Consider the following 18,094-nt stretch of genomic DNA (forward strand, 5'->3'; position numbering starts at 1 on the left):
CGAGATCCGCCAGCGCCACCCCGTCTTCGGCGTCGGCTCCTACGTCGAACTGTCCGCCTCCAACCCCTCCGTCCTGGCCTTCACCCGCGAGATCAACGGCGGGGACGCCAACCAGTGGGGCGGCGCGAACACGGTCCTCTGCGTGAACAACCTGTCCCGGTTCCCCCAGCCCGTGGAGCTGGACCTGCGGCGCTTCCGGGGCTCGTACCCGATCGAGTGCATGGGCGGCGTCCAGTTCCCGGCCATCGGCGAACTGCCCTATCTGCTGACCCTTCCGGGGCACGGCTTCTACTGGTTCCTGCTTCCGCCGCCGCCGGACGAGCAGGAGCCGGGAGAGGGAGTGATGTGACCGTGGCGCCGTCCGCTCCGCCGACCGACACCTCGCTCGTCCGGCTCCTGGCCGGCTGGCTGCCGCGGCAGCGGTGGTTCGGCGGCAAGGACGGCCCCATCCACGACCTCGCCATCGGCACCGCCACCGAACTCCGGTCCGGCGACCCCTCCCTGCACCACCTCGTCCTCGACGTCCGACAGGACGGCACCACCGACCACTACCAGCTCCTCCTCGGCGTCCGCCGCGACCTTCCCGAGCATCTGGCGCCGGTCGCGATCGGGCATCTGGAGGACCCCGAGCAGGGCATCACCGGGTACGTCTACGACGCCGCCCACGACGCGGAGCTGACGCGCCCGCTGCTGGACCTGATGGCGGACGACCGGACGGTCGGGCCGCTGACCTTCCGCCGCGCGCCCGGCACCGGCATCCGCACGGACCTGGACGGCACGCCGATCCCGGGCGAGCAGAGCAACACCTCGCTGATCTTCGGCGACGCCTACATCTGCAAGCTGTTCCGCCGCCTGTCCCCCGGCGTCAGCCCCGACCTGGAGGTCAACCTCGCGCTCTCCCGGCGGGGCTGCGAGCACGTCCCGAGCGTGCACGGCTGGATCGAGCTGGAACCGGGCGCGCTGGGCACCGCGGAGGGCACCGCTTCGGGCGGCCCCGCGGGCGGCGCGGACTCCGGTGGCGGGAACGAGCCGGTCACGCTCGCGCTGCTGTCGGAGTTCCTGCGCACCGCGACGGACGGCTGGCAGCTCGCGCTCACCAGCGTCCGCGACTGGTTCGCCCAGCCCGCAACGCCGGGGCCGCCGCCGGGGCCGTCGCCCGCGCTCACCGCCGGCGACGCCGGCGGGGACTTCGCCGCCGAGGCCGAACGGCTCGGCGCGGCCACCGCCGAGGTGCACCGCGACCTCGCCGCCGCGTTCGGCGTGACGCAGGCGCCGCCCGAGCTGCTGCGGGAGATCGTCTTCTCGATGCACGAGCAGCTCGACCAGGTCAGCGCCGCGGTCCCGCAGCTGCGCCCCTACGCGCCCGCGATCCGCGAGGTGTTCGACCGGGTCGCCGCGGAGGCGTCGCCGCTGCCGTTCCAGCGCGTGCACGGCGACTACCACCTCGGCCAGGTCCTGCGCACCGACTCCGGCTGGACGCTGCTGGACTTCGAGGGCGAGCCGGCCCGCACGCCCGCCGAGCGCCGGGCGCCCGCGCACCCGCTGCGCGACGTCGCCGGGATGCTCCGCTCGTTCGAGTACGCCGCGCGGTTCCTGCTGGCCCGGGAGGGCGACCTCCCGCCGGAGACGGCGGACGCGCTGGAGCTGCGCGCCCAGGAGTGGGCCGAGCGGAACCGGGCGGCGTTCTGCGCCGGCTACGCGGCCGCGGGCGGGCCCGACCCCGCGGCGCACGCGACGCTGGTCCGGGCCTTCGAGTTCGACAAGGCCGTCTACGAGATCCGGTACGAGGCGCGGAACCGGCCGTCGTGGCTGCCCGTCCCGCTGCGGTCCCTGGCCCGGCTCGCGAGCTGACCGGGCAGGCGCCGCGCCGGGCCCGCCCGCACCGGCCCTCGCTCGGCCGCCGCGTCACAGGTCGATGGCGTAGTCGAGGACGACCCGGTCGGCGGGCAGCACGATCTCGCGGCAGACCTCCATGACGCCGGCGCGCGCCAGCATGCGGCGGGTGATGGCGAGCACCGGCACCCCGCCCGCCATGTTGAGGGTCTCGGCCTCCTCGGGCGTCGGCATCCGGGAGCGGACGGCCTCCTCGACGCGGGTCGGCGGGTACCCGAGGTAGGCGAGCTGCGCGAGCGTCCCCCCGGGCCAGGGCTCGCGCGCCGGGTCGGCGACGGGCGTGTCGCCGACCACGTCCCACGGCAGGTAGTTGACGGAGATCTGCTGCGGCTCCTCGCGCGCGTAGAAGACGAACCGGCGGCGCAGCAGCTCGGTGCCGGACGGCAGCTCGAACAGCGCGCCGAGGTCGTCGTCGGCCCGGACGCGGGAGAACTCCCGGTCCAGCCGGTACTCCTCCCAGGTGATCCTCTGGTCGCGGGTGAACGTGGTCTCGGGGACCGCCGACGGCCCGGCCACCGCGCGGTAGCGGTCCATCGCCACGCGGCGGGCCGGCGGGACGGTCCGGACGCGCGTGCCTCCGCCGCGGCGGGTCTCCACCAGGCCCTCGCCGCGCAGCAGCGCGACGGCCTGCCGCACGACGATCTCCGAGACGCCGTGGACGTCGCACAGCTCGGCCAGGGTCGGCAGCCGCGTCCCCGGCGGGAGGCTGCCGTCCCGGATCCCCTCTCGCAGGGTGTCGGCGATGCGCAGGTAGGCGGGACGCTCCGGCACCGGCGTCACCTCCCTCTCCTCGGGCGCGCCCCCCGGCCTCCTGCCCGCGGCCACGTTCGAACAGCGTTCGACGCCGCGTTCGATCCTGCTCGCCCCTCCAGTCATCCATACCTTCCAGGCGCTATCCGCGGGGGCACGGTCCGCTTACGGACAGCTTGACACCTCTCAGGCCGAGTAAGACTTTTGTATACAGAAGAGCGGCCTCGGGGAAGGGACGACCTTGATGGGCGACTTCGAGGATCTGAAGGCGGCCATCGAGGGCGAGTTTCCGGGTTGGCAGGTGTGGCGCAGCGACGCGGGGCGCTGGTACGCGACCCGCAGCGGCGACCTCACCGATGCGCAACTCCAGGCGGGATGTGCGATGACGGTGGCCGCGGACGACTCGGAGGGGCTCCGGCGGGTGCTGCTCGACCAGGCGCGCGGGGAGCCCGGAGAACGGTGACGGGAGGCGGGAGAGTCGGGGCGGCCCGGTCCGCGCGCGGGGGCGGACCGGGCTGGGACAGGCCGGTACGGAAGGTACCTGTGTCGCTCAGGTGACACAGGAATGGAGCCCAGGGCGGTGGGGTCGGGGTCACCCCTGGGGCGAGGTAGACGTGGCCGCACGGACGGCACATTCGGCGCGACCCCACGACGAAGAGTCGTGCCGGCCGTGCGGCCGCAACATCCGCACCGGAATGCCGGGTTCGCGAAAACAGGTCGGTCCGTCATGTGAGAGCGCCCGTTCTCGGGGCAACCTCTTGGGGTAAACGGCTCAGTGACGGGAGGCCATGACGTCATGGCACGGGTGACGCGCGCGGAGATCGATCGACTCGTCGGCGGCGACCACCATGATCCACACGGCGTCCTCGGGGCGCATCCCGGTCGGGACGGGGTGGCGGTGCGGGCGTTGCGCCCGCTCGCCGAGAAGGTCGAGGTCGTGCTGCCCAGCGGCGACCGCCACCCGCTCCGGCACTTCCACCAGGGCGTGTTCGTCGGGACGCTGCCCGCCGGCACGTCGCTCGCCGGCGCCGAGAAGGACCGGGCCCCTCTCGCCGTCCCCGACTACCGGCTCGCCGTCACCTACGGAGACGGCGTCGAGACGATCCAGGACGACCCCTACCGCCATCTGCCGACGCTCGGCGAGCTCGACCTGCACCTGATCGGCGAGGGACGGCACGAGGAGCTGTGGCGCGCGCTGGGCGCCCGCGTCCGCTCCTACGCGTCCGCTCTCGGCACGGTGGAGGGGACGGCCTTCGCGGTGTGGGCGCCGACGGCGCGGGGCGTGCGGGTGGTCGGCGATTTCAACCACTGGGACGGCCGCGCGTACCCCATGCGGTCGCTCGGCTCCACCGGCGTGTGGGAGCTGTTCGTCCCGGGCGTCGGCGACGGCACGCGCTACAAGTACGAGATCCTCGGGGCCGACGGCGTGTGGCGCGCCAAGGCCGACCCGATGGCCCAGGCCACCGAGACCCCGCCCGCGACGGCGTCCCGCGTCTTCACCTCCTCCTACGAGTGGGAGGACGGCGCGTGGATGGACGCGCGCAAGGAGCACGACTGGCTGCACGAGCCCATGAGCGCCTACGAGGTGCACCTCGGGTCGTGGCGTCCCGGGCTCGGCTACCGGGAGCTGGCGGAGGAGCTGACGCAGTACGTCAGCGACATGGGCTTCACGCACGTGGAGTTGCTTCCGGTCACCGAACACCCCTACGGACCGTCCTGGGGCTACCAGGTGACGTCCTACTACGCGCCCACGGCCCGGTTCGGCGACCCCGACGACTTCCGGTACCTCATCGACCGCCTCCACCAGGCCGGTATCGGCGTCATCATGGACTGGGTGCCCGCCCACTTCCCGAAGGACGAGTGGGCGCTGGCCCGGTTCGACGGCACCGCCCTCTACGAGCACGACGATCCGAAGCGCGGCGAGCACCCCGACTGGGGGACGCTCGTGTTCAACTTCGGCCGCGCCGAGGTCCGCAACTTCCTCGTGGCGAACGCGTCGTTCTGGCTGGAGGAGTTCCACATCGACGGGCTGCGCGTGGACGCCGTCGCCTCGATGCTGTACCTCGACTACTCGCGCAAGGAAGGCGAGTGGACGCCCAACATCTACGGCGGGCGGGAGAACCTGGAGGCCATCTCCTTCCTCCAGGAGATGAACGCGACGGTCTACAAGCGCAACCCCGGCATCATGACGATCGCGGAGGAGTCCACGGCGTGGCCCGGGGTCTCCCGCCCGACCCATCTCGGCGGGCTCGGGTTCGGGTTCAAGTGGAACATGGGCTGGATGCACGACACGCTCGAATACCTGCGTCACGAGCCGGTGTTCCGGCACTACCACCACAACGAGATCACGTTCTCGCTGGTGTACGCGTTCTCGGAGAACTACGTCCTGCCGCTGTCGCACGACGAGGTCGTCCACGGCAAGGGCTCGCTCCTGAGCAAGATGCCGGGCGACTCCTGGCAGCAGTTCGCCGGGCTGCGGGCGCTGCTGGCCTACATGTGGTCGCATCCCGGCAAGCAGCTGCTGTTCATGGGGCAGGAGTTCGGGCAGGGCGCCGAATGGGCGGAGGAGCGCCCGCTGGACTGGTGGCTGCTGGACAACGCCTCCGAGGGGGCCAACCATCTCGGGCTGCAGAGGCTCGTGCGCGACCTGAACCACGCGTACCAGGGCGAGCCCGCGCTGTGGACGCGCGACAGCGACCACGACGGGTTCCGCTGGATCGACGGCAACGACGCCGGCGGCAACACCCTGTCCTACCTGCGCTACGGGACGGCCCCGGACGGCGGCGAGCCGCCCGTCGTGGCGTGCGTCGTCAACTTCGCCGGGAACCCGCACGAGAACTACCGGGTGGGCCTCCCCCGCGTGGGCCGGTGGCGCGAACTCGTCAACACCGACGCCTACGAGTACGGCGGCAGCGGCGTCGGCAACCTCGGGCGGGTCGAGGCGGCGCCGGAGCCGTGGCACGGGCTGCCCGCGTCGGCGGAGATGCGCGTCCCGCCCCTGGGGGCGGTGTGGCTCGTCCCTGAATAGGGTGACGGGATGCGCCTGCACATCGTCCCCGGCCAGTTCATGGTGGAGCACCTCCCGCACGCGACGTTCCCGGAGGACGACGAGTGGGTCGCGCTCATCCGCGCTCCCGAGGGCCTCACCGTGATCCGGGACGCCTCGCCGTTCGCCGAGACGGAGCGGTGGGTCGGCTTCTACGGCGACCCGGACGGCGGTCTCGCCACGCCCGGCGTGCTCGCCGGCGTCGTGGGGCCGCTGGCCGAGGCCGGCGTGCCCGTCTTCGTCGTCTCGACGTACCACTCCGACCTCGTGCTCGTCCCGGAGCACCGGTCGGAGGCGGCGGCGGGGGCGCTGCGCGACGCCGGCCACCGCGTAGAGAACTGAACGGCTAGAGGCGTTCGAGGAGCCAGCGGGGGCCGACGACGGCGGCGCCCGCCTCCTCGCAGCGGGCGCGCAGCTCCCGGTCGGCCGTGACCACCAGGTGGTCCTTGTCCGGGGCGCCCCGCCGGACGAGGTCGACGATCGCGTCGTCGCCGCTGCCGGGCGCGGCCACGACCCGCAGGCCGTCGACCGGCTCGTCGGCGACGCTCCGCGCCGCGCCCTCAACGACCAGGACGACCTCCGGAAAGCAGCGGTCGTAGGGGAACAGGCCGCTCGGCAGGCCGCGCACGCCGCCGTCGAGGCGCTTCAGGTCGTCGCGGAGCCGCGCGTTCGCGCCCGCCCTGTCCTTCCACCAGCCGTCGGCGCGGGCGCCCACGACGTTCGCCGCGTCCACGACGAGGACGACCCCGCGCATCGCCTCCCGCACGCGGGGCCAGCACCGCGCGAACGGCTCGAACAGCTTGCGGCCGGTGACCTCTTCCTCGCGCACCCACTCGGCCCCGCGCGTCTCCCGCGACGCGGGCAGCACGTGCGCGCGCTCCGGCAGCGAGCCCACGACCGAGGTGAACGACCATCCGCCGTGGTCCTCCACGCTCGTCCCGTGGACGCGGACCGTCGTCGTGTCGAGCGTGCACTCCTCGGACGTCTCGCGCAGCGCGCCGGTGACGACGTCCTCGTGGCTGTGCAGCGCGCCGCCGAACATGCCCCACGTCCCGCCGCCGAGGCCCCACCACGCGCGCTGCTGGAGCAGCACCCACGTCTGGCCGGAGGAGTCGCGGTGGTAGGCCAGAAGGCCCGCGGCGCCGAACCGTCCCCAGTGCGTGTGCCCCAAGCCGCAGCCGGCCCAGCCGTCGCCGTCTCCCATGCGTCCGACGATAGCGCCGCGGACCCGTGACGAAGGGCACAGTGCCCTCACCCGCCTCGCCGAATACGATTCGGGGGTCACCGTGATCAAGGAGAGCGAGTTGAGCGTCGAGGCGACCCCCCAGGACCTGTGGAACACCCTGTCGGGCGCCGAGCTGATCCGGGCGATGGCGGACGGACGGTTCCCGCAGATCTCCGACATCAACGACTACATCGGGCAGGACATCGCCTCCGCCGAACCGGGCCGGGTCGTCATCGAGTGGACGCCGGGCGAACGGCTCTGCAACCCCGGCGGCACGGTGCACGGCGGCTACATCGCGATGATCCTCGACAACGCGGTCTGCCTCGCGGCGAGCAGCACCTGCGAGCACTTCATGCCGATGCTCACCCTCAACCTGAACGTCGACTACCTGCGCGGCGTCCGGGCCGACGAGACCTACACGGTGACCGGGACGTGCGTGCACCCCGGCGCCACCCGCATGGTCTCCAACGCGGTGGTCACCGACGGGCGCGGCCGCCCGGTCGCCCAGGCGTCGGCCGGCGTGATCCCCAACAAGGCGTTCGCCCGCTGAGCCCGTCCCGCCCGGCCCGGGCCCGCCCGGGCGGCGGGAACGGCGCCCGGCGAGCGCATAGGCTGGGCCCATGGTGGATCCCGGCACAGTCGTCAACGTGATCAAACAGGCCCGCGACCGGCGGACGGCCCCGCTGATCCTGGAGCTCGACCTCACCGAGGGCATCGTCGAGACCGCGCCCGCCGACCCCGTCTCGGCGTTCCTGTCCATGCGCCGGCCGGGCCTGCGGGACGTCCTGGACGGGCTGCGCCGCGCCCGCTCCGACAGCCGGGTGCGCGCACTCGTCGTGAAGGTCAGCGGCACCGTCGGGCTGGCGCTCGCCCAGGAACTGCGCGAGGCCGTGCAGAGCCTGCGGGACGCGGGCAAGCACACCGTCGCCTGGGCCGAGACGTTCGGCGAGGGAGGCCGCGGCACCGTCCCGTTCTATCTGGCCACCGGGTTCGACAAGGTCTACCTGCAGCCCACCGGCGAGGTCGGGCTCACCGGCGTCGCGATCGAGGAGCCGTTCTTCGCCGGCGCGCTGGAGAAGGCGGGCGTGCGGCCGCGGTTCGCCAAGCGCTACGAGTACAAGACCATGGCGAACACGTTCATGGAGAAGACCTACACGCCCGAGCACGAGGAGTCGTCGCAGCGCCTCGTCACCTCGCTCGGCGAGCAGATCACCGCCGGGATCGCCGCCTCCCGCGGCCTGGCGGAGGAGAAGGTCCGCGAGCTCACCGACCGCGGCCCGCTGCTGGCCGCCGAGGCGCTGGAGGAGGGCCTGGTCGACGGCCTCGCCTACCGCGACGAGATCTACGGCGGCCTGCGGAAGGAGTTCGGCGAGGAGGCGCAGCTGCGCTACGTCTCCCGCTACAACCGCGCGCACGGCCTGGCCAACCGCCTCCCGCAGCCCGGCAAGCAGGACGTCGTCGCCTTCATCAACGGGCAGGGGCCGATCCGGCTCGGCCGCAGCGGCCGCGGCGGCCCGCTCCCGAACTCGGGGCCCGCGATGGGCTCGGACACGATCGGCGCCGCGTTCCGCGCCGCCGTGAAGGACGACCGGGTCAAGGCGATCGTGTTCCGCGTCAACAGCCCGGGCGGCTCCGCCGTCGCCTCCGACTCGATCTGGCGCGAGGTCGTCCTCGCCCGCCGCGCCGGCAAGCCCGTGATCGTGTCCATGGGCAACGTCGCCGCGTCCGGCGGCTACTACGTCTCGATGGCCGCCGACACGATCGTCGCGCAGCCCGGGACCATCACCGGCTCGATCGGCGTCGTGGTCGGCAAGGCCGTGGTCAACGACCTGCTGGAGCGGGTCGGCGTCGGCCTCGGCTCGGTCGCCGACGGCGACCACGCGCGCATGTTCAGCGCCACCAAGGACTTCAGCGACTCCGAGTGGGAGCGCGTCAACGCCTCCCTCGACCGGATCTACGACGACTTCACCGCGAAGGTCGCCGAGGGCCGCGACCTGTCCCGCGAGCGCGTCCACGAGCTGGCCCGGGGCCGGGTCTGGACGGGCGCGGACGCGCGCGAGCGCGGCCTCGTCGACGAGCTCGGCGGCATCGACCTCGCCCTGGACCTCGCCCGCAAGAAGGCCGGCATGGCCTCCGACGCGCCGGTCCGGATCTACCCGCACACCTCGCCGCTGGAGCGGCTGCGCCCGCCGGAGTCCAGCGAGGACCGCACCGCCGCGTCCGCGCGCTTCGACGGGTGGGGCTCCCTCGGCGGGCTCGCCGCGCGGCTCGGCCTGCCCTCCGCGGGCCCGCTCACCCTGCCCGGCGCCTGGGAGATCCGCTGAGCGCCGACTTCGTCGAGGCCGTCGCGGCCTTCGCGACCGGCGTGGTCGTGCTGACCGTCCGCGACGGCCGCGACGACCTCGGCACCACGATCACCTCGTTCATGTCGGTGTCGCTGGATCCGCCGATGGTGCTGGCGAGCGTGGCGTCCTCGTCCTACCTCACCGAGGTGCTCGGCCGGAGCCCGCGCTGGGCCGCGACGATCCTGTCCGCGGACCAGCGGGCCCTGGCCGGCCGGTTCGCCGCCGAGGGACGCCCGAGCGCGCGCATCCTGCTGGCGAGCGAGCCGCACCACCGCGGCGAGCACTCCGGCGCCCTCGTCCCCGACAGGGGCGTCTCGGCCCTGGAGTGCGAGACCCGCCAGACCGTCGAGGCGGGCGACCACACCCTCTTCGTCGCCGAGGCCGTCTCGACCGACTACGTCAGCGCCGGGCGGGCCCCCCTCGTGAGGGCCGCCCGGCGCTATCTGCCCGGCTAGGACTTCGGGAAGCGCTCCAGGAAGCCGCGCAGGTCGTCGGCGTGCTCCTCCTCCTGCGCGAGGATCTGCTCGAAGACGCGCTTGGTGGTGGGGTCGCCGTCGCCGAGCCACTGGATGATCTCGGTGTAGGACGCGATGGCGATCCGCTCCGCCACCAGGTCCTCCTTGAGCATCTCGACGAGGTCGAGGCTGGCGTTGTACTCGGCGTGCGCGCGGGTGGTGAGGGTGTCCGGGGAGAAGTCGGGCTCGCCGCCGAGCTGGACGATCCGCTCGGCCAGCATGTCGGCGTGCTGCTGCTCCTCGGCCGCGTGCTGGAGGAACTCGCTCGCGACGGTCTCGGCGTGGATGCCGGTGGCCGTGTAGTAGTGCCGCTTGTACCTCAGCACGCACACGATCTCCGTGGCCAGGGCCTCGTTGCAGACCTGGATCACGCGCTGGACGTCCGCCCCGTACGCCTCGGTGATCGGGCCTTTGTCGATCTCCTGCCGAGCACGCTCGCGCAGGGTCTTGATGTCCGTCAGGAACTCCGCCATCTAGGGGCCTCCACAGTCGACTACAGGAGGCCCTCTACCCGACGGCCCTGCTTCCACACGGCGTAGGTCTGGGGTACGCCCGGGCGGTATGCGAGGTGGATGTAGGACGGGGCGTCGAGGACGTGGACGTCGGCGCGGGCGCCGGGCGCCAGGTGCCCCACGTCGGTGCGTCGCAGGGCCCGGGCGCCGCCCGCGGTCGCCGACCAGACCGCCTCGGCGGGCGTCATGCGCATGTCGCGGACGGCCACGGCGACGCAGAACGCCATGCTGGAGCTGTAGCAGGATCCGGGGTTGCAGTCGGTGGCGAGGGCGACGGTGGCTCCGGCGTCCAGGAGGCGGCGGGCGTCCGGGTAGGGCTGGCGGGTCGAGAACTCGACGCCGGGCAGGAGCGTCGCGACCGTCCGGGACGACGCCAGCGCGTCCACGTCGGCGTCGCTGAGGAACGTGCAGTGGTCGGCGGAAGCGGCCTCCAGCTCGACCGCCAGCCGCACGGCGGGCCCCTGCGTGAGCTGGTTCGCGTGGAGGCGCGGCGACAGGCCGGCCTTGACGCCCGCCGTGAGGACCTCCCGGGCCTGGTCGGCGTCGAAGGCGCCCTCCTCGCAGAAGACGTCCACCCACCGGGCGTGCGGGGCGCAGGCGGCGAGCATGTCGGTGGCGGCGAGGTGCGCGTACCCGGCGGCGTCGCCCGCGTACTCGGCGGGGACGACGTGGGCGCCCAGGTAGGTGACCTCGTCGGCGTACTCGGCGGCGATGCGCACGGCGCGCGCCTCCTGCTCGACCGTGAGGCCGTAGCCGGACTTGCACTCCACGGTCGTGACGCCCTGCCGGGCCATCTCGTCCACGAGGCGGCGCACGTTGGCGCGCAGCTCGTCGTCGGACGCGGCGCGGGTGCGCTCGACGGTCGTGCGGATGCCGCCCGCGGCGTACTTCTCGCCGCTCATGCGGGCGGCGAACTCCTCGGCGCGCTCACCGGCGAACACCAGGTGGGCGTGGGAGTCCACGAAGCCGGGCAGCACCGCCCGCCCGGCGGCGTCGAACGACTCGTCGGCGGCGGGCGCGGAGGAGGACGGGCCCGTCCACGCGACCGCGCCGTCCTCGATCACCAGCGCGGCGTCGCGGACGACGGCCAGGCCGCCGCCCTGGCGATCGGGGACGGCGGGGTCGTTGGTGACGAGCTCTCCGATGTTGGTGATGACCGTGCTCATCGGCGAAGGATCTCACGGGGCGGGTCCGCGGCGGCGGAGGCGATGGAGCGGGCCAGCGCGCCGGGGACGTCCTCGACCAGCAGGTGCCGGCCGTCGTGGACGATCTGGCGGCCGGAGACGACGACGTGCCGCACGTCCGCGGCGGTGGCGGCGAACACGGCGGCCTCGGCGGCGTGGTCCGGGCCCGCGCCGGCGGTGCGGACCGAGTCGAGGGCGACGGTGACGAGGTCGGCGTAGGCGCCGGGCTCCAGCCGTCCCGCCTCGGGCCAGCCGAGCCCGGAGTGGCCGCCCGAGGTGGCGGCGGCGAGCAGCTCGCCGGCCGTCCAGTGGCCCCGGACGCGGGTGCGGAGCCGCTCGTCCAGCTCGACCGCGCGGGCCTCCTCGAACAGGTCGACGACGGCGTGCTGGTCGGAGCCGAGGCAGATCGGGGAGCCCGCGTCCGCCAGGGCGCGGGCGGGGCCGATGCCGTCGGCGAGGTCCCGTTCGGTGGTCGGGCACATGCACACGCCGGTCATCGTCGTCCCGAGCAGGCCGATGTCGTCCTCGGACAGGTGCGTGGCGTGCACGGCCGTGGTGAGCGCGCCGAGCGCCCCGGCCTCGGCGAGCAGGCGGGTCGGCGTCATGCCGTAGGCGTCCTGGCAGTCGCGGTTCTCGGCGGGCTGCTCGGACAGGTGGACGTGCAGCGGCGCGCGGCGCTCCCGCGCCCACGAGGCGACGGCGCGCAGCTGCTCGCGCGGCACGGCCCGGACGGAGTGGATCGCGGCGCCGACGCGGGCGTGGGACCGTCCCGCCTTTCCGGTCTGCTCGTGCAGGCTGTCGACGCGCCGCGCCCAGTCGCCCGCGGTGCCGTCCCCGAACCGCAGCTGCGGCCCGGCGAGCGGCCGGCCGATGCCGCCGGTCAGGTAGCAGGCGTCGAGGAGGGTGATGCGGATGCCCGCGTCGGACGCGGCGGCGATCAGCGCCTCGCCCATCGCGTTCGGGTCCCCGTAGGGGGCGCCGCCCGGACGGTGGTGCAGGTAGTGGAACTCGCCGACGCAGCTGATCCCCGCGAGGGCCATCTCGGCGAACACCGCGGTCGCCAGCGCCCGGTAGGAGTCCGGGTCGAGCCGGTCGGCGACCTGGTACATCTGCTCGCGCCACGTCCAGAATGTCCCGGAGTGCGCCTGGACGCGGGAGCGCAGCGCGCGGTGGAAGGCGTGGGAGTGGGCGTTGGCGAGGCCCGGCAGGGTGAGGCCGGGGAGGCGCGGGGCGCCCGGCGCCGCCGGGACCCCGGGGGTGACGCGTGTGATCCGCTCGCCGTCGGCCTCGATGAGCACGTCGGCCGCGACGCCGTCGCCTAGCCAGGCGAACTGGGCATGCCACTGCATAACGGAATCCCTACCCCCGCGCCAGGTCGTCCAGTACCGCGGCGAGGGCCTCGACCCCGGCCAGGCGGTCGGACGGCTCGGCGAACTCCTCGGGCGCGTGCGACACCCCGCTCGGGTTCCGCACGAACAACATCGCGGTCGGCAGCCGCGCCGACAGGACGCCCGCGTCGTGGCCGGCGCCGGTCGGCAGGACGGGGACGCCGCCGAGCGCCGACCCGACCCGGTCGCGCAGCGCCAGGTTGAAGTCGACGATCTCGGTGTAGGACTCCTCGGCGAGGTCGACGCTCACCCGGTGCGGGCGCGCCGCGACCCGCGCGGCCTCGTCGACCTCCAGCACCGTCCGGCGGACGGCGTCGTCGGCGGGGCCCCGGGCGTCCAGCCAGGCGGTGACCGCCGACGGGATCGCGTTCACGCCGTTCGGCTCGACCCGGACCTTCCCGACCGTCGCGACGGTCCCGTTGCGTTCGGCGGCCTCCCGCGCGGCGATGACCATGTGCGCGAACGGCAGCATCGGGTCGCGCCGGTCGGGCAGCCCGGTCGTCCCGGCGTGGTTGCCCTCGCCCGCGAAGTCGAACCGCCACCGGCCGTGCGGCACGATCGCGCTCGCGACGCCGACCGGGACGTCCAGCGCCCTGCCCTGCTCGACGTGCAGCTCGACGTAGCAGGCGATCCGCCCGAGCAGGTCCTCGTCCGGGCCGATCGCGTGCGGGTCGAGCCCGGCGTTGTGGACGACCTCGGCGAACGTGTGCCCGTCGGCGTCGGTGAGGCCGCGCGCCCGGGCCGGGGCGATCGCCCCGGCCAGCAGCCGGGAGCCGAGGCACGCCACCCCGAACCGCGCGCCCTCCTCCTCGGCGAACGCCGCGATCCCGATCGGCCGGGCCGGCCGGACGCCGCGCTCGCGGAGCAGGTCGACCGCCGCGAACGCCGACACGATGCCGAGCGGCCCGTCGAACGCTCCCCCGCCGGGAACGGAATCGAGATGGCTGCCGGTCAGGACGGCGCCCGTGCGGGTCCCGTCCTCCGGGTACCACCAGGCGACCGTGTTCCCGTTGGGGTCGTGCTCGAGGTCGAGGCCGCGGCGGCGGGCCTCGTCGGCGAACCAGGCGCGGCACTCCAGCTCCGGCGGCGTCCACGCGAACCGGTGGTAGCCGCCGGTCGCCGCGTCCCGCCCGACGGGCAGCAGCTCCGCCCACATCTCCTCGAAGCTCATGGCCGCATGGGGATGCGCACGCCGCGCTCGTCCGCGACCTCCGCCGCCCGCTCGTAGCCGGCGTCGACGTGCCGCATGACGCCGGTGCCGGGGTCGTTGGTCAGGACGCGCCGGAGCTTCTCCCCCGCGAGGGCCGTGCCGTCGGCGACGCAGACCTGGCCGGCGTGGATGGAGCGGCCGATGCCGACGCCGCCGCCGTGGTGGATCGACACCCACGTCGCACCGGAGGAGGTGTTGAGCATGGCGTTCAGCAGCGGCCAGTCGGCGATCGCGTCCGACCCGTCCTTCATGCCCTCGGTCTCCCGGTACGGGCTGGCGACCGACCCGCAGTCGAGGTGGTCGCGGCCGAGCACGATCGGCGCGCTGATCTCGCCGCGCGCGACCAGGTCGTTGAACACCTCGCCCGCCTTGTCGCGCTCGCCGTAGCCGAGCCAGCAGATCCGCGACGGCAGGCCCTGGAAGTGGACCTTCTCCTTCGCCATCCGGATCCACCGGGTCAGCGGCTCGTTGTCGGGGAACAGGTCGAGGATCGCCTGGTCGGTGCGGGCGATGTCCTTCGGGTCGCCCGACAGCGCCGCCCACCGGAACGGCCCCTTGCCCTCGCAGAACAGCGGCCGGATGTAGGCGGGCACGAACCCGGGGAACGCGAACGCGCGCGCGTACCCGGCGAGCTGCGCCTCGCCCCGGATGGAGTTGCCGTAGTCGAACACCTCGGCGCCCGCGTCCTGGAAGCCGACCATGGCCTCGACGTGGACGGCCATCGACGCGCGGGCCCTGGCGATGAACCCGTCGCGGTCCTTGTCGCGCTCGGCGGCCATGTCCTCGAACGCGACGCCCTGCGGCAGGTAGGCGAGCGGGTCGTGCGCGCTGGTCTGGTCGGTGACGATGTCGATCGGGGCGCCGCGCCGCAGCAGTTCGGGGACGACGTCGGCGGCGTTGCCCAGCACCGCGACCGACAGCGGCCTGCGTTCGGCCTTCGCCTCCTCGGCGAGCCGCAGCGCCTCGTCCAGCGAGCCCGCCCGCACGTCGCAGTAGCGGTGCTCGACCCGCCGCTCGATCCGGGACGGGTCGCACTCGACGCAGATCGCGACGCCGCCGTTCATCGTGACGGCGAGGGGCTGCGCGCCGCCCATCCCGCCGAGCCCGGCGGTCAGGGTGATCGTCCCGGCGAGGGTGCCGCCGAACCGCTTCTCGGCGACGGCGGCGAACGTCTCGTAGGTGCCCTGCAGGATGCCCTGCGTCCCGATGTAGATCCACGACCCGGCGGTCATCTGGCCGAACATCGTCAGGCCGAGCGACTCCAGGCGGCGGAACTCCTCCCACGTGCCCCACTGCGGGACGAGGTTGGAGTTCGCGATGAGCACGCGCGGCGCCCACTCGTGCGTCTGGAAGATCCCGACCGGCTTGCCGGACTGGACGAGCAGCGTCTCGTCCCCCTCCAGGTCGGACAGCGACCGGACGATGCCGTCGAAGGCGTCCCAGCTCCGGGCCGCCTTCCCCGACCCGCCGTAGACGACCAGCTCGTCGGGGTGCTCGGCGACCTCGGGGTCGAGGTTGTTCTGGATCATGCGCAGGGCGGCCTCCTGCGGCCACCCCTTGGCGGCGGTCAGCGAGGTGCCGCGCGGGGCGCGGACGGGACGGGGACCGGACATGTGGGACTCCTTCAGGAGAGCGGGCCGGTGACGGCCTCGGCGGCGGCGACCAGTGAGCCGTCCCGGACCAGCGCGGTCGCGGCGGCGATCTCGGGGGCGAGGTAGCGGTCCGGGCCGGGCGGCGGGACGGCCTCGCGGAGCCGGGCGACCACGGCGGCGGTGGCCGGGCCGGGAAGCAGCGGGGTGCGCAGCTCCAGCGCCCGCGCGGCGGTGAGGATCTCGACGGCGACGACCTGCGCGAGGCCGTCCACCGCGCGGCGCAGCTTGCGGGCCGCGCCCCACCCCATCGAGACGTGGTCCTCCTGCATGGCCGAGCTCGGGATCGAGTCGGCGCTCGCGGGCACGGCGAGGCGCTTGAGCTCCGACACGATCGCCGCCTGCGTGTACTGGGCGATCATGTGGCCGGAGTCGACGCCGGGGTCGTCGGCGAGGAAGGCGGGCAGCCCGGCGGAGCGCCCCTTGTCGAGCATCCGGTCGGTGCGGCGCTCGGACATCGAGGCGACGTCGGCCGCCGGGACCGCGAGGAAGTCCAGCACGTAGGCGACCGGGGCGCCGTGGAAGTTGCCGTTCGACTCGACCCGTCCGTCGGGGAGGACGACGGGGTTGTCCACGGCGGACGCCAGCTCCCGTCCCGCGACCAGCTCGGCGTGCGCGAGGGTGTCGCGGGCGGCGCCGTGCACCTGCGGGGCGCAGCGCAGCGAGTAGGCGTCCTGCACGCGGGTGCAGTCGGGGCCCCGGTGCGACTCCATGATCTGCGAGTCGGCCAGCAGCGCCCGCAGGTTCGCGGCCGAGGCGGCCTGGCCGGGATGGGGCCGCAGGTTCTGCAGGTCGGCGGCGAAGACGCGGTCGGTGCCGAGCAGCGCCTCGACGCTCATCGCGGCGGCGACGTCGGCCGCGGTGAGCAGCCTCCGCAGATCGCCGATGGCCAGGACGAGCATGCCGAGCATCCCGTCCGTGCCGTTCAGCAGGGCGAGCCCCTCCTTGGCGCCGAGCTCGACCGGCGTGATGCCCGCGTCCCGCAGGGCGTCGGCCGCCGGCCTGAGCTCGCCGGCGGCGTCCCGGACCGACCCCTCACCGATCAGCGCGAGGGCCACATGGGCGAGCGGCGCCAGGTCGCCGGAGCAGCCGAGGCTGCCGTACTCGAAGACCTGCGGGGTGATGCCGGCGTTGAGCAGTGCGGCCAGGGTCCTCGCGGTGACGGGCTGGACGCCGGTCCGTCCCGTCGCGAGGGTGCGCAGCCGGAGCAGCATCAGCGCCCGGACCACCTCGCGCTCGACCTCGGCCCCCGACCCCGCCGCGTGCGACCGGACGATGTTCAGCTGGAGCTGGGCCCGCAGCTCGGGCGCGATGTGCCGCGTGGCGAGCGCCCCGAAGCCCGTCGAGACGCCGTAGACCGGCGTCGGGCGCGCCGACAGCTCCTCGATGTGGGCCCGCGCCTCACCGATCAGCTTCAGCGCCCCGTCGGACAGCGCCACCTTGGCCCCGTCCCGCGCCACCGCCGCGACCTGCTCGAACGCCAGCGGTTCCGGCCCGACCTCGACGCCTGCGTCCCCCATACCAAAACCCATACCCACCATTGGAGCGCGTCCGGGGCCGATGCCCCAGCCCCGGCCCGCGCTCTGTGTCTCGTATACGAGACACTCGGAGCATGAGCCAGGTCCCCGCCGCCCGCCGCGCCCTCGCGGTGCTGCGCCTCCTGGCGGCCGCGCCCGGCCCCCTGCCCGCCTCGGCGATCGCCCGCGAGCTCGGCATCCCCCGCTCCAGCGCGTACCACCTGCTCACCGCGATGGCCGAGGACGGCTTCGTCACCTCCATCCCCGAGGAGCGCCGCTGGGGCCTCGGCGTCGCCGCCTTCGAGATCGGCTCCGCCTACCTGCGCCACGAGCCCCTGGAACGCCTCGCCCGCCCCCTCCTGCGCCGCCTGGTCGACCGCGTCGGCGAGATCGCGCAGCTCGGCGTCCTGCACGGCGCCGAGACCCTCTACCTGCTGAAGGAGCAGCCGCCCCGGCACGCCACCCTGGTCACCGACGTCGGCGTCCGGATGCCCGCCCAGCTCACCGCGAGCGGCCGCTCGATCCTGGCGTACCTGCCGCCCGCCCAGGTCAGGGCCCTGTTCCCCGGCCGCTTCGTGGACCGCACCGGCCGGGGCCCCGCCACCCTGCGCGACCTGCGCCGCACCCTCGCCGAGGACGCGCGCCGCGGCTGGGCGGTCGAGGACGGCCACATCACCGAGGGCTTCGCGAGCATCGCCGCCTGCGCCTTCGACCACACCGGCCGCCCCACCGCCGCGATCACGGTGACGTTCCGCCGCGAGGACCACCCCGAACCGGCGTGGCCCGCCCTGGCGGCCCAGGTGCGCGCGACGGCCGCCGCCCTCACGACCCGCCTCACCGGCCGCCCCCCTGCCTGAGAA

General features: G+C 74.2%; 17 protein-coding genes. 9 read left to right on the forward strand and 8 right to left on the reverse strand.

Annotated elements, in window-relative coordinates; translation table 11 throughout:
• Together ABWI04_RS25430 and ABWI04_RS25435 are read left to right on the forward strand one after the other, a co-directional pair.
• Positions 1–349, forward strand: a 349-nt coding sequence (locus ABWI04_RS25430; RefSeq protein ID WP_353834013.1) for an alpha-glucosidase C-terminal domain-containing protein, incomplete at its 5' end; no start/stop codon positions are given.
• Positions 346–1,851 (forward strand): maltokinase N-terminal cap-like domain-containing protein, encoded by a 1,506-nt coding sequence (locus ABWI04_RS25435; RefSeq protein ID WP_345184095.1) that lies wholly within the window; start codon positions 346–348, stop codon positions 1,849–1,851. The genes ABWI04_RS25430 and ABWI04_RS25435, both read left to right, overlap by 4 nt.
• A 54-nt stretch (positions 1,852–1,905) precedes the next feature.
• Here the strand turns inward: ABWI04_RS25435 and ABWI04_RS25440 are convergent, their stop codons facing one another.
• Positions 1,906–2,673 (reverse strand): GntR family transcriptional regulator, encoded by a 768-nt coding sequence (locus tag ABWI04_RS25440; RefSeq protein WP_345184093.1) that lies wholly within the window; start codon positions 2,671–2,673, stop codon positions 1,906–1,908.
• A 214-nt stretch (positions 2,674–2,887) separates the two neighbouring features.
• Here ABWI04_RS25440 and ABWI04_RS25445 point away from each other — a divergent pair, with 214 nt between their 5' ends.
• From ABWI04_RS25445 to ABWI04_RS25455, 3 genes are all read left to right on the forward strand, one after another.
• Positions 2,888–3,106, forward strand: a complete 219-nt coding sequence (locus ABWI04_RS25445) for a hypothetical protein (protein ID WP_345184091.1) — start codon at positions 2,888–2,890, stop codon at positions 3,104–3,106.
• A 333-nt stretch (positions 3,107–3,439) separates the two neighbouring features.
• Positions 3,440–5,671: a 1,4-alpha-glucan branching protein GlgB gene (gene glgB, locus ABWI04_RS25450; RefSeq protein WP_345184089.1), complete on the forward strand. Its 2,232-nt coding sequence runs from the start codon at positions 3,440–3,442 to the stop codon at positions 5,669–5,671.
• 9 nt (positions 5,672–5,680) lie between these two features.
• The gene (locus ABWI04_RS25455; protein ID WP_345184087.1) at positions 5,681–6,031 is read left to right on the forward strand and encodes an ACT domain-containing protein; all 351 of its coding nucleotides are present in this window, start codon (positions 5,681–5,683) and stop codon (positions 6,029–6,031) included.
• 4 nt (positions 6,032–6,035) lie between these two features.
• Here ABWI04_RS25455 and ABWI04_RS25460 read toward each other — a convergent pair whose 3' ends face one another.
• A complete protein-coding gene (locus ABWI04_RS25460; protein WP_345184085.1) occupies positions 6,036–6,893 on the reverse strand; it encodes an NUDIX domain-containing protein in 858 nt (285 codons plus the stop codon).
• 100 nt (positions 6,894–6,993) lie between these two features.
• Here ABWI04_RS25460 and ABWI04_RS25465 point away from each other — a divergent pair, with 100 nt between their 5' ends.
• The 3 genes from ABWI04_RS25465 (at position 6,994) to ABWI04_RS25475 (ending at position 9,714) form a co-directional block, all read left to right on the forward strand.
• Positions 6,994–7,464 carry a PaaI family thioesterase gene (locus tag ABWI04_RS25465; RefSeq protein ID WP_345184083.1) on the forward strand — a complete coding sequence of 157 codons (471 nt, stop codon included), beginning with the start codon at positions 6,994–6,996 and terminating at the stop codon, positions 7,462–7,464.
• A 70-nt stretch (positions 7,465–7,534) separates the two neighbouring features.
• Positions 7,535–9,238 (forward strand): signal peptide peptidase SppA, encoded by a 1,704-nt coding sequence (sppA, locus tag ABWI04_RS25470; RefSeq protein WP_345184081.1) that lies wholly within the window; start codon positions 7,535–7,537, stop codon positions 9,236–9,238.
• A complete protein-coding gene (locus tag ABWI04_RS25475; RefSeq protein ID WP_345184106.1) occupies positions 9,223–9,714 on the forward strand; it encodes a flavin reductase family protein in 492 nt (163 codons plus the stop codon). Before sppA ends, ABWI04_RS25475 begins: the two co-directional genes overlap by 16 nt.
• On the opposite strand, the gene ABWI04_RS25480 is transcribed toward ABWI04_RS25475, so the two are convergent.
• The 6 genes from ABWI04_RS25480 to hutH are packed head-to-tail and all read right to left on the reverse strand — an operon-like array spanning position 9,711 to position 17,237.
• Positions 9,711–10,247 (reverse strand): ferritin-like domain-containing protein, encoded by a 537-nt coding sequence (locus tag ABWI04_RS25480; protein ID WP_185033447.1) that lies wholly within the window; start codon positions 10,245–10,247, stop codon positions 9,711–9,713. The two genes, ABWI04_RS25475 and ABWI04_RS25480, sit on opposite strands and share 4 nt — an antisense overlap.
• 20 nt (positions 10,248–10,267) lie before the next feature.
• Positions 10,268–11,452, reverse strand: coding sequence for an imidazolonepropionase (gene hutI / locus ABWI04_RS25485; protein WP_345184076.1), 1,185 nt, complete (start codon positions 11,450–11,452; stop codon positions 10,268–10,270).
• Positions 11,449–12,819, reverse strand: coding sequence for a formimidoylglutamate deiminase (locus ABWI04_RS25490; RefSeq protein WP_353834014.1), 1,371 nt, complete (start codon positions 12,817–12,819; stop codon positions 11,449–11,451). Before ABWI04_RS25490 ends, hutI begins: the two co-directional genes overlap by 4 nt.
• Before the next feature lie 10 nt (positions 12,820–12,829).
• Positions 12,830–14,029 (reverse strand): allantoate amidohydrolase, encoded by a 1,200-nt coding sequence (locus ABWI04_RS25495; RefSeq protein WP_353834015.1) that lies wholly within the window; start codon positions 14,027–14,029, stop codon positions 12,830–12,832.
• Complete coding sequence (gene hutU, locus ABWI04_RS25500; RefSeq protein WP_353834016.1) at positions 14,026–15,681, reverse strand: urocanate hydratase; 1,656 nt, start codon at positions 15,679–15,681, stop codon at positions 14,026–14,028. Before hutU ends, ABWI04_RS25495 begins: the two co-directional genes overlap by 4 nt.
• Positions 15,682–15,692: 11 nt before the next feature.
• Positions 15,693–17,237 (reverse strand): histidine ammonia-lyase, encoded by a 1,545-nt coding sequence (gene hutH / locus ABWI04_RS25505; RefSeq protein WP_353834017.1) that lies wholly within the window; start codon positions 17,235–17,237, stop codon positions 15,693–15,695.
• Positions 17,238–17,329: 92 nt separating this feature from the next.
• On the opposite strand from hutH, the gene ABWI04_RS25510 reads away from it, so the two are divergent.
• Complete coding sequence (locus ABWI04_RS25510) at positions 17,330–18,091, forward strand: IclR family transcriptional regulator (protein WP_345184068.1); 762 nt, start codon at positions 17,330–17,332, stop codon at positions 18,089–18,091.
• Positions 18,092–18,094: the final 3 nt, after the last annotated feature.

Source organism: Actinomadura sp. NPDC000929 (genome assembly GCF_040492065.1).
In the GTDB taxonomy this organism is placed as follows: Bacteria; Actinomycetota; Actinomycetes; order Streptosporangiales; family Streptosporangiaceae; genus Spirillospora; species Spirillospora verrucosospora.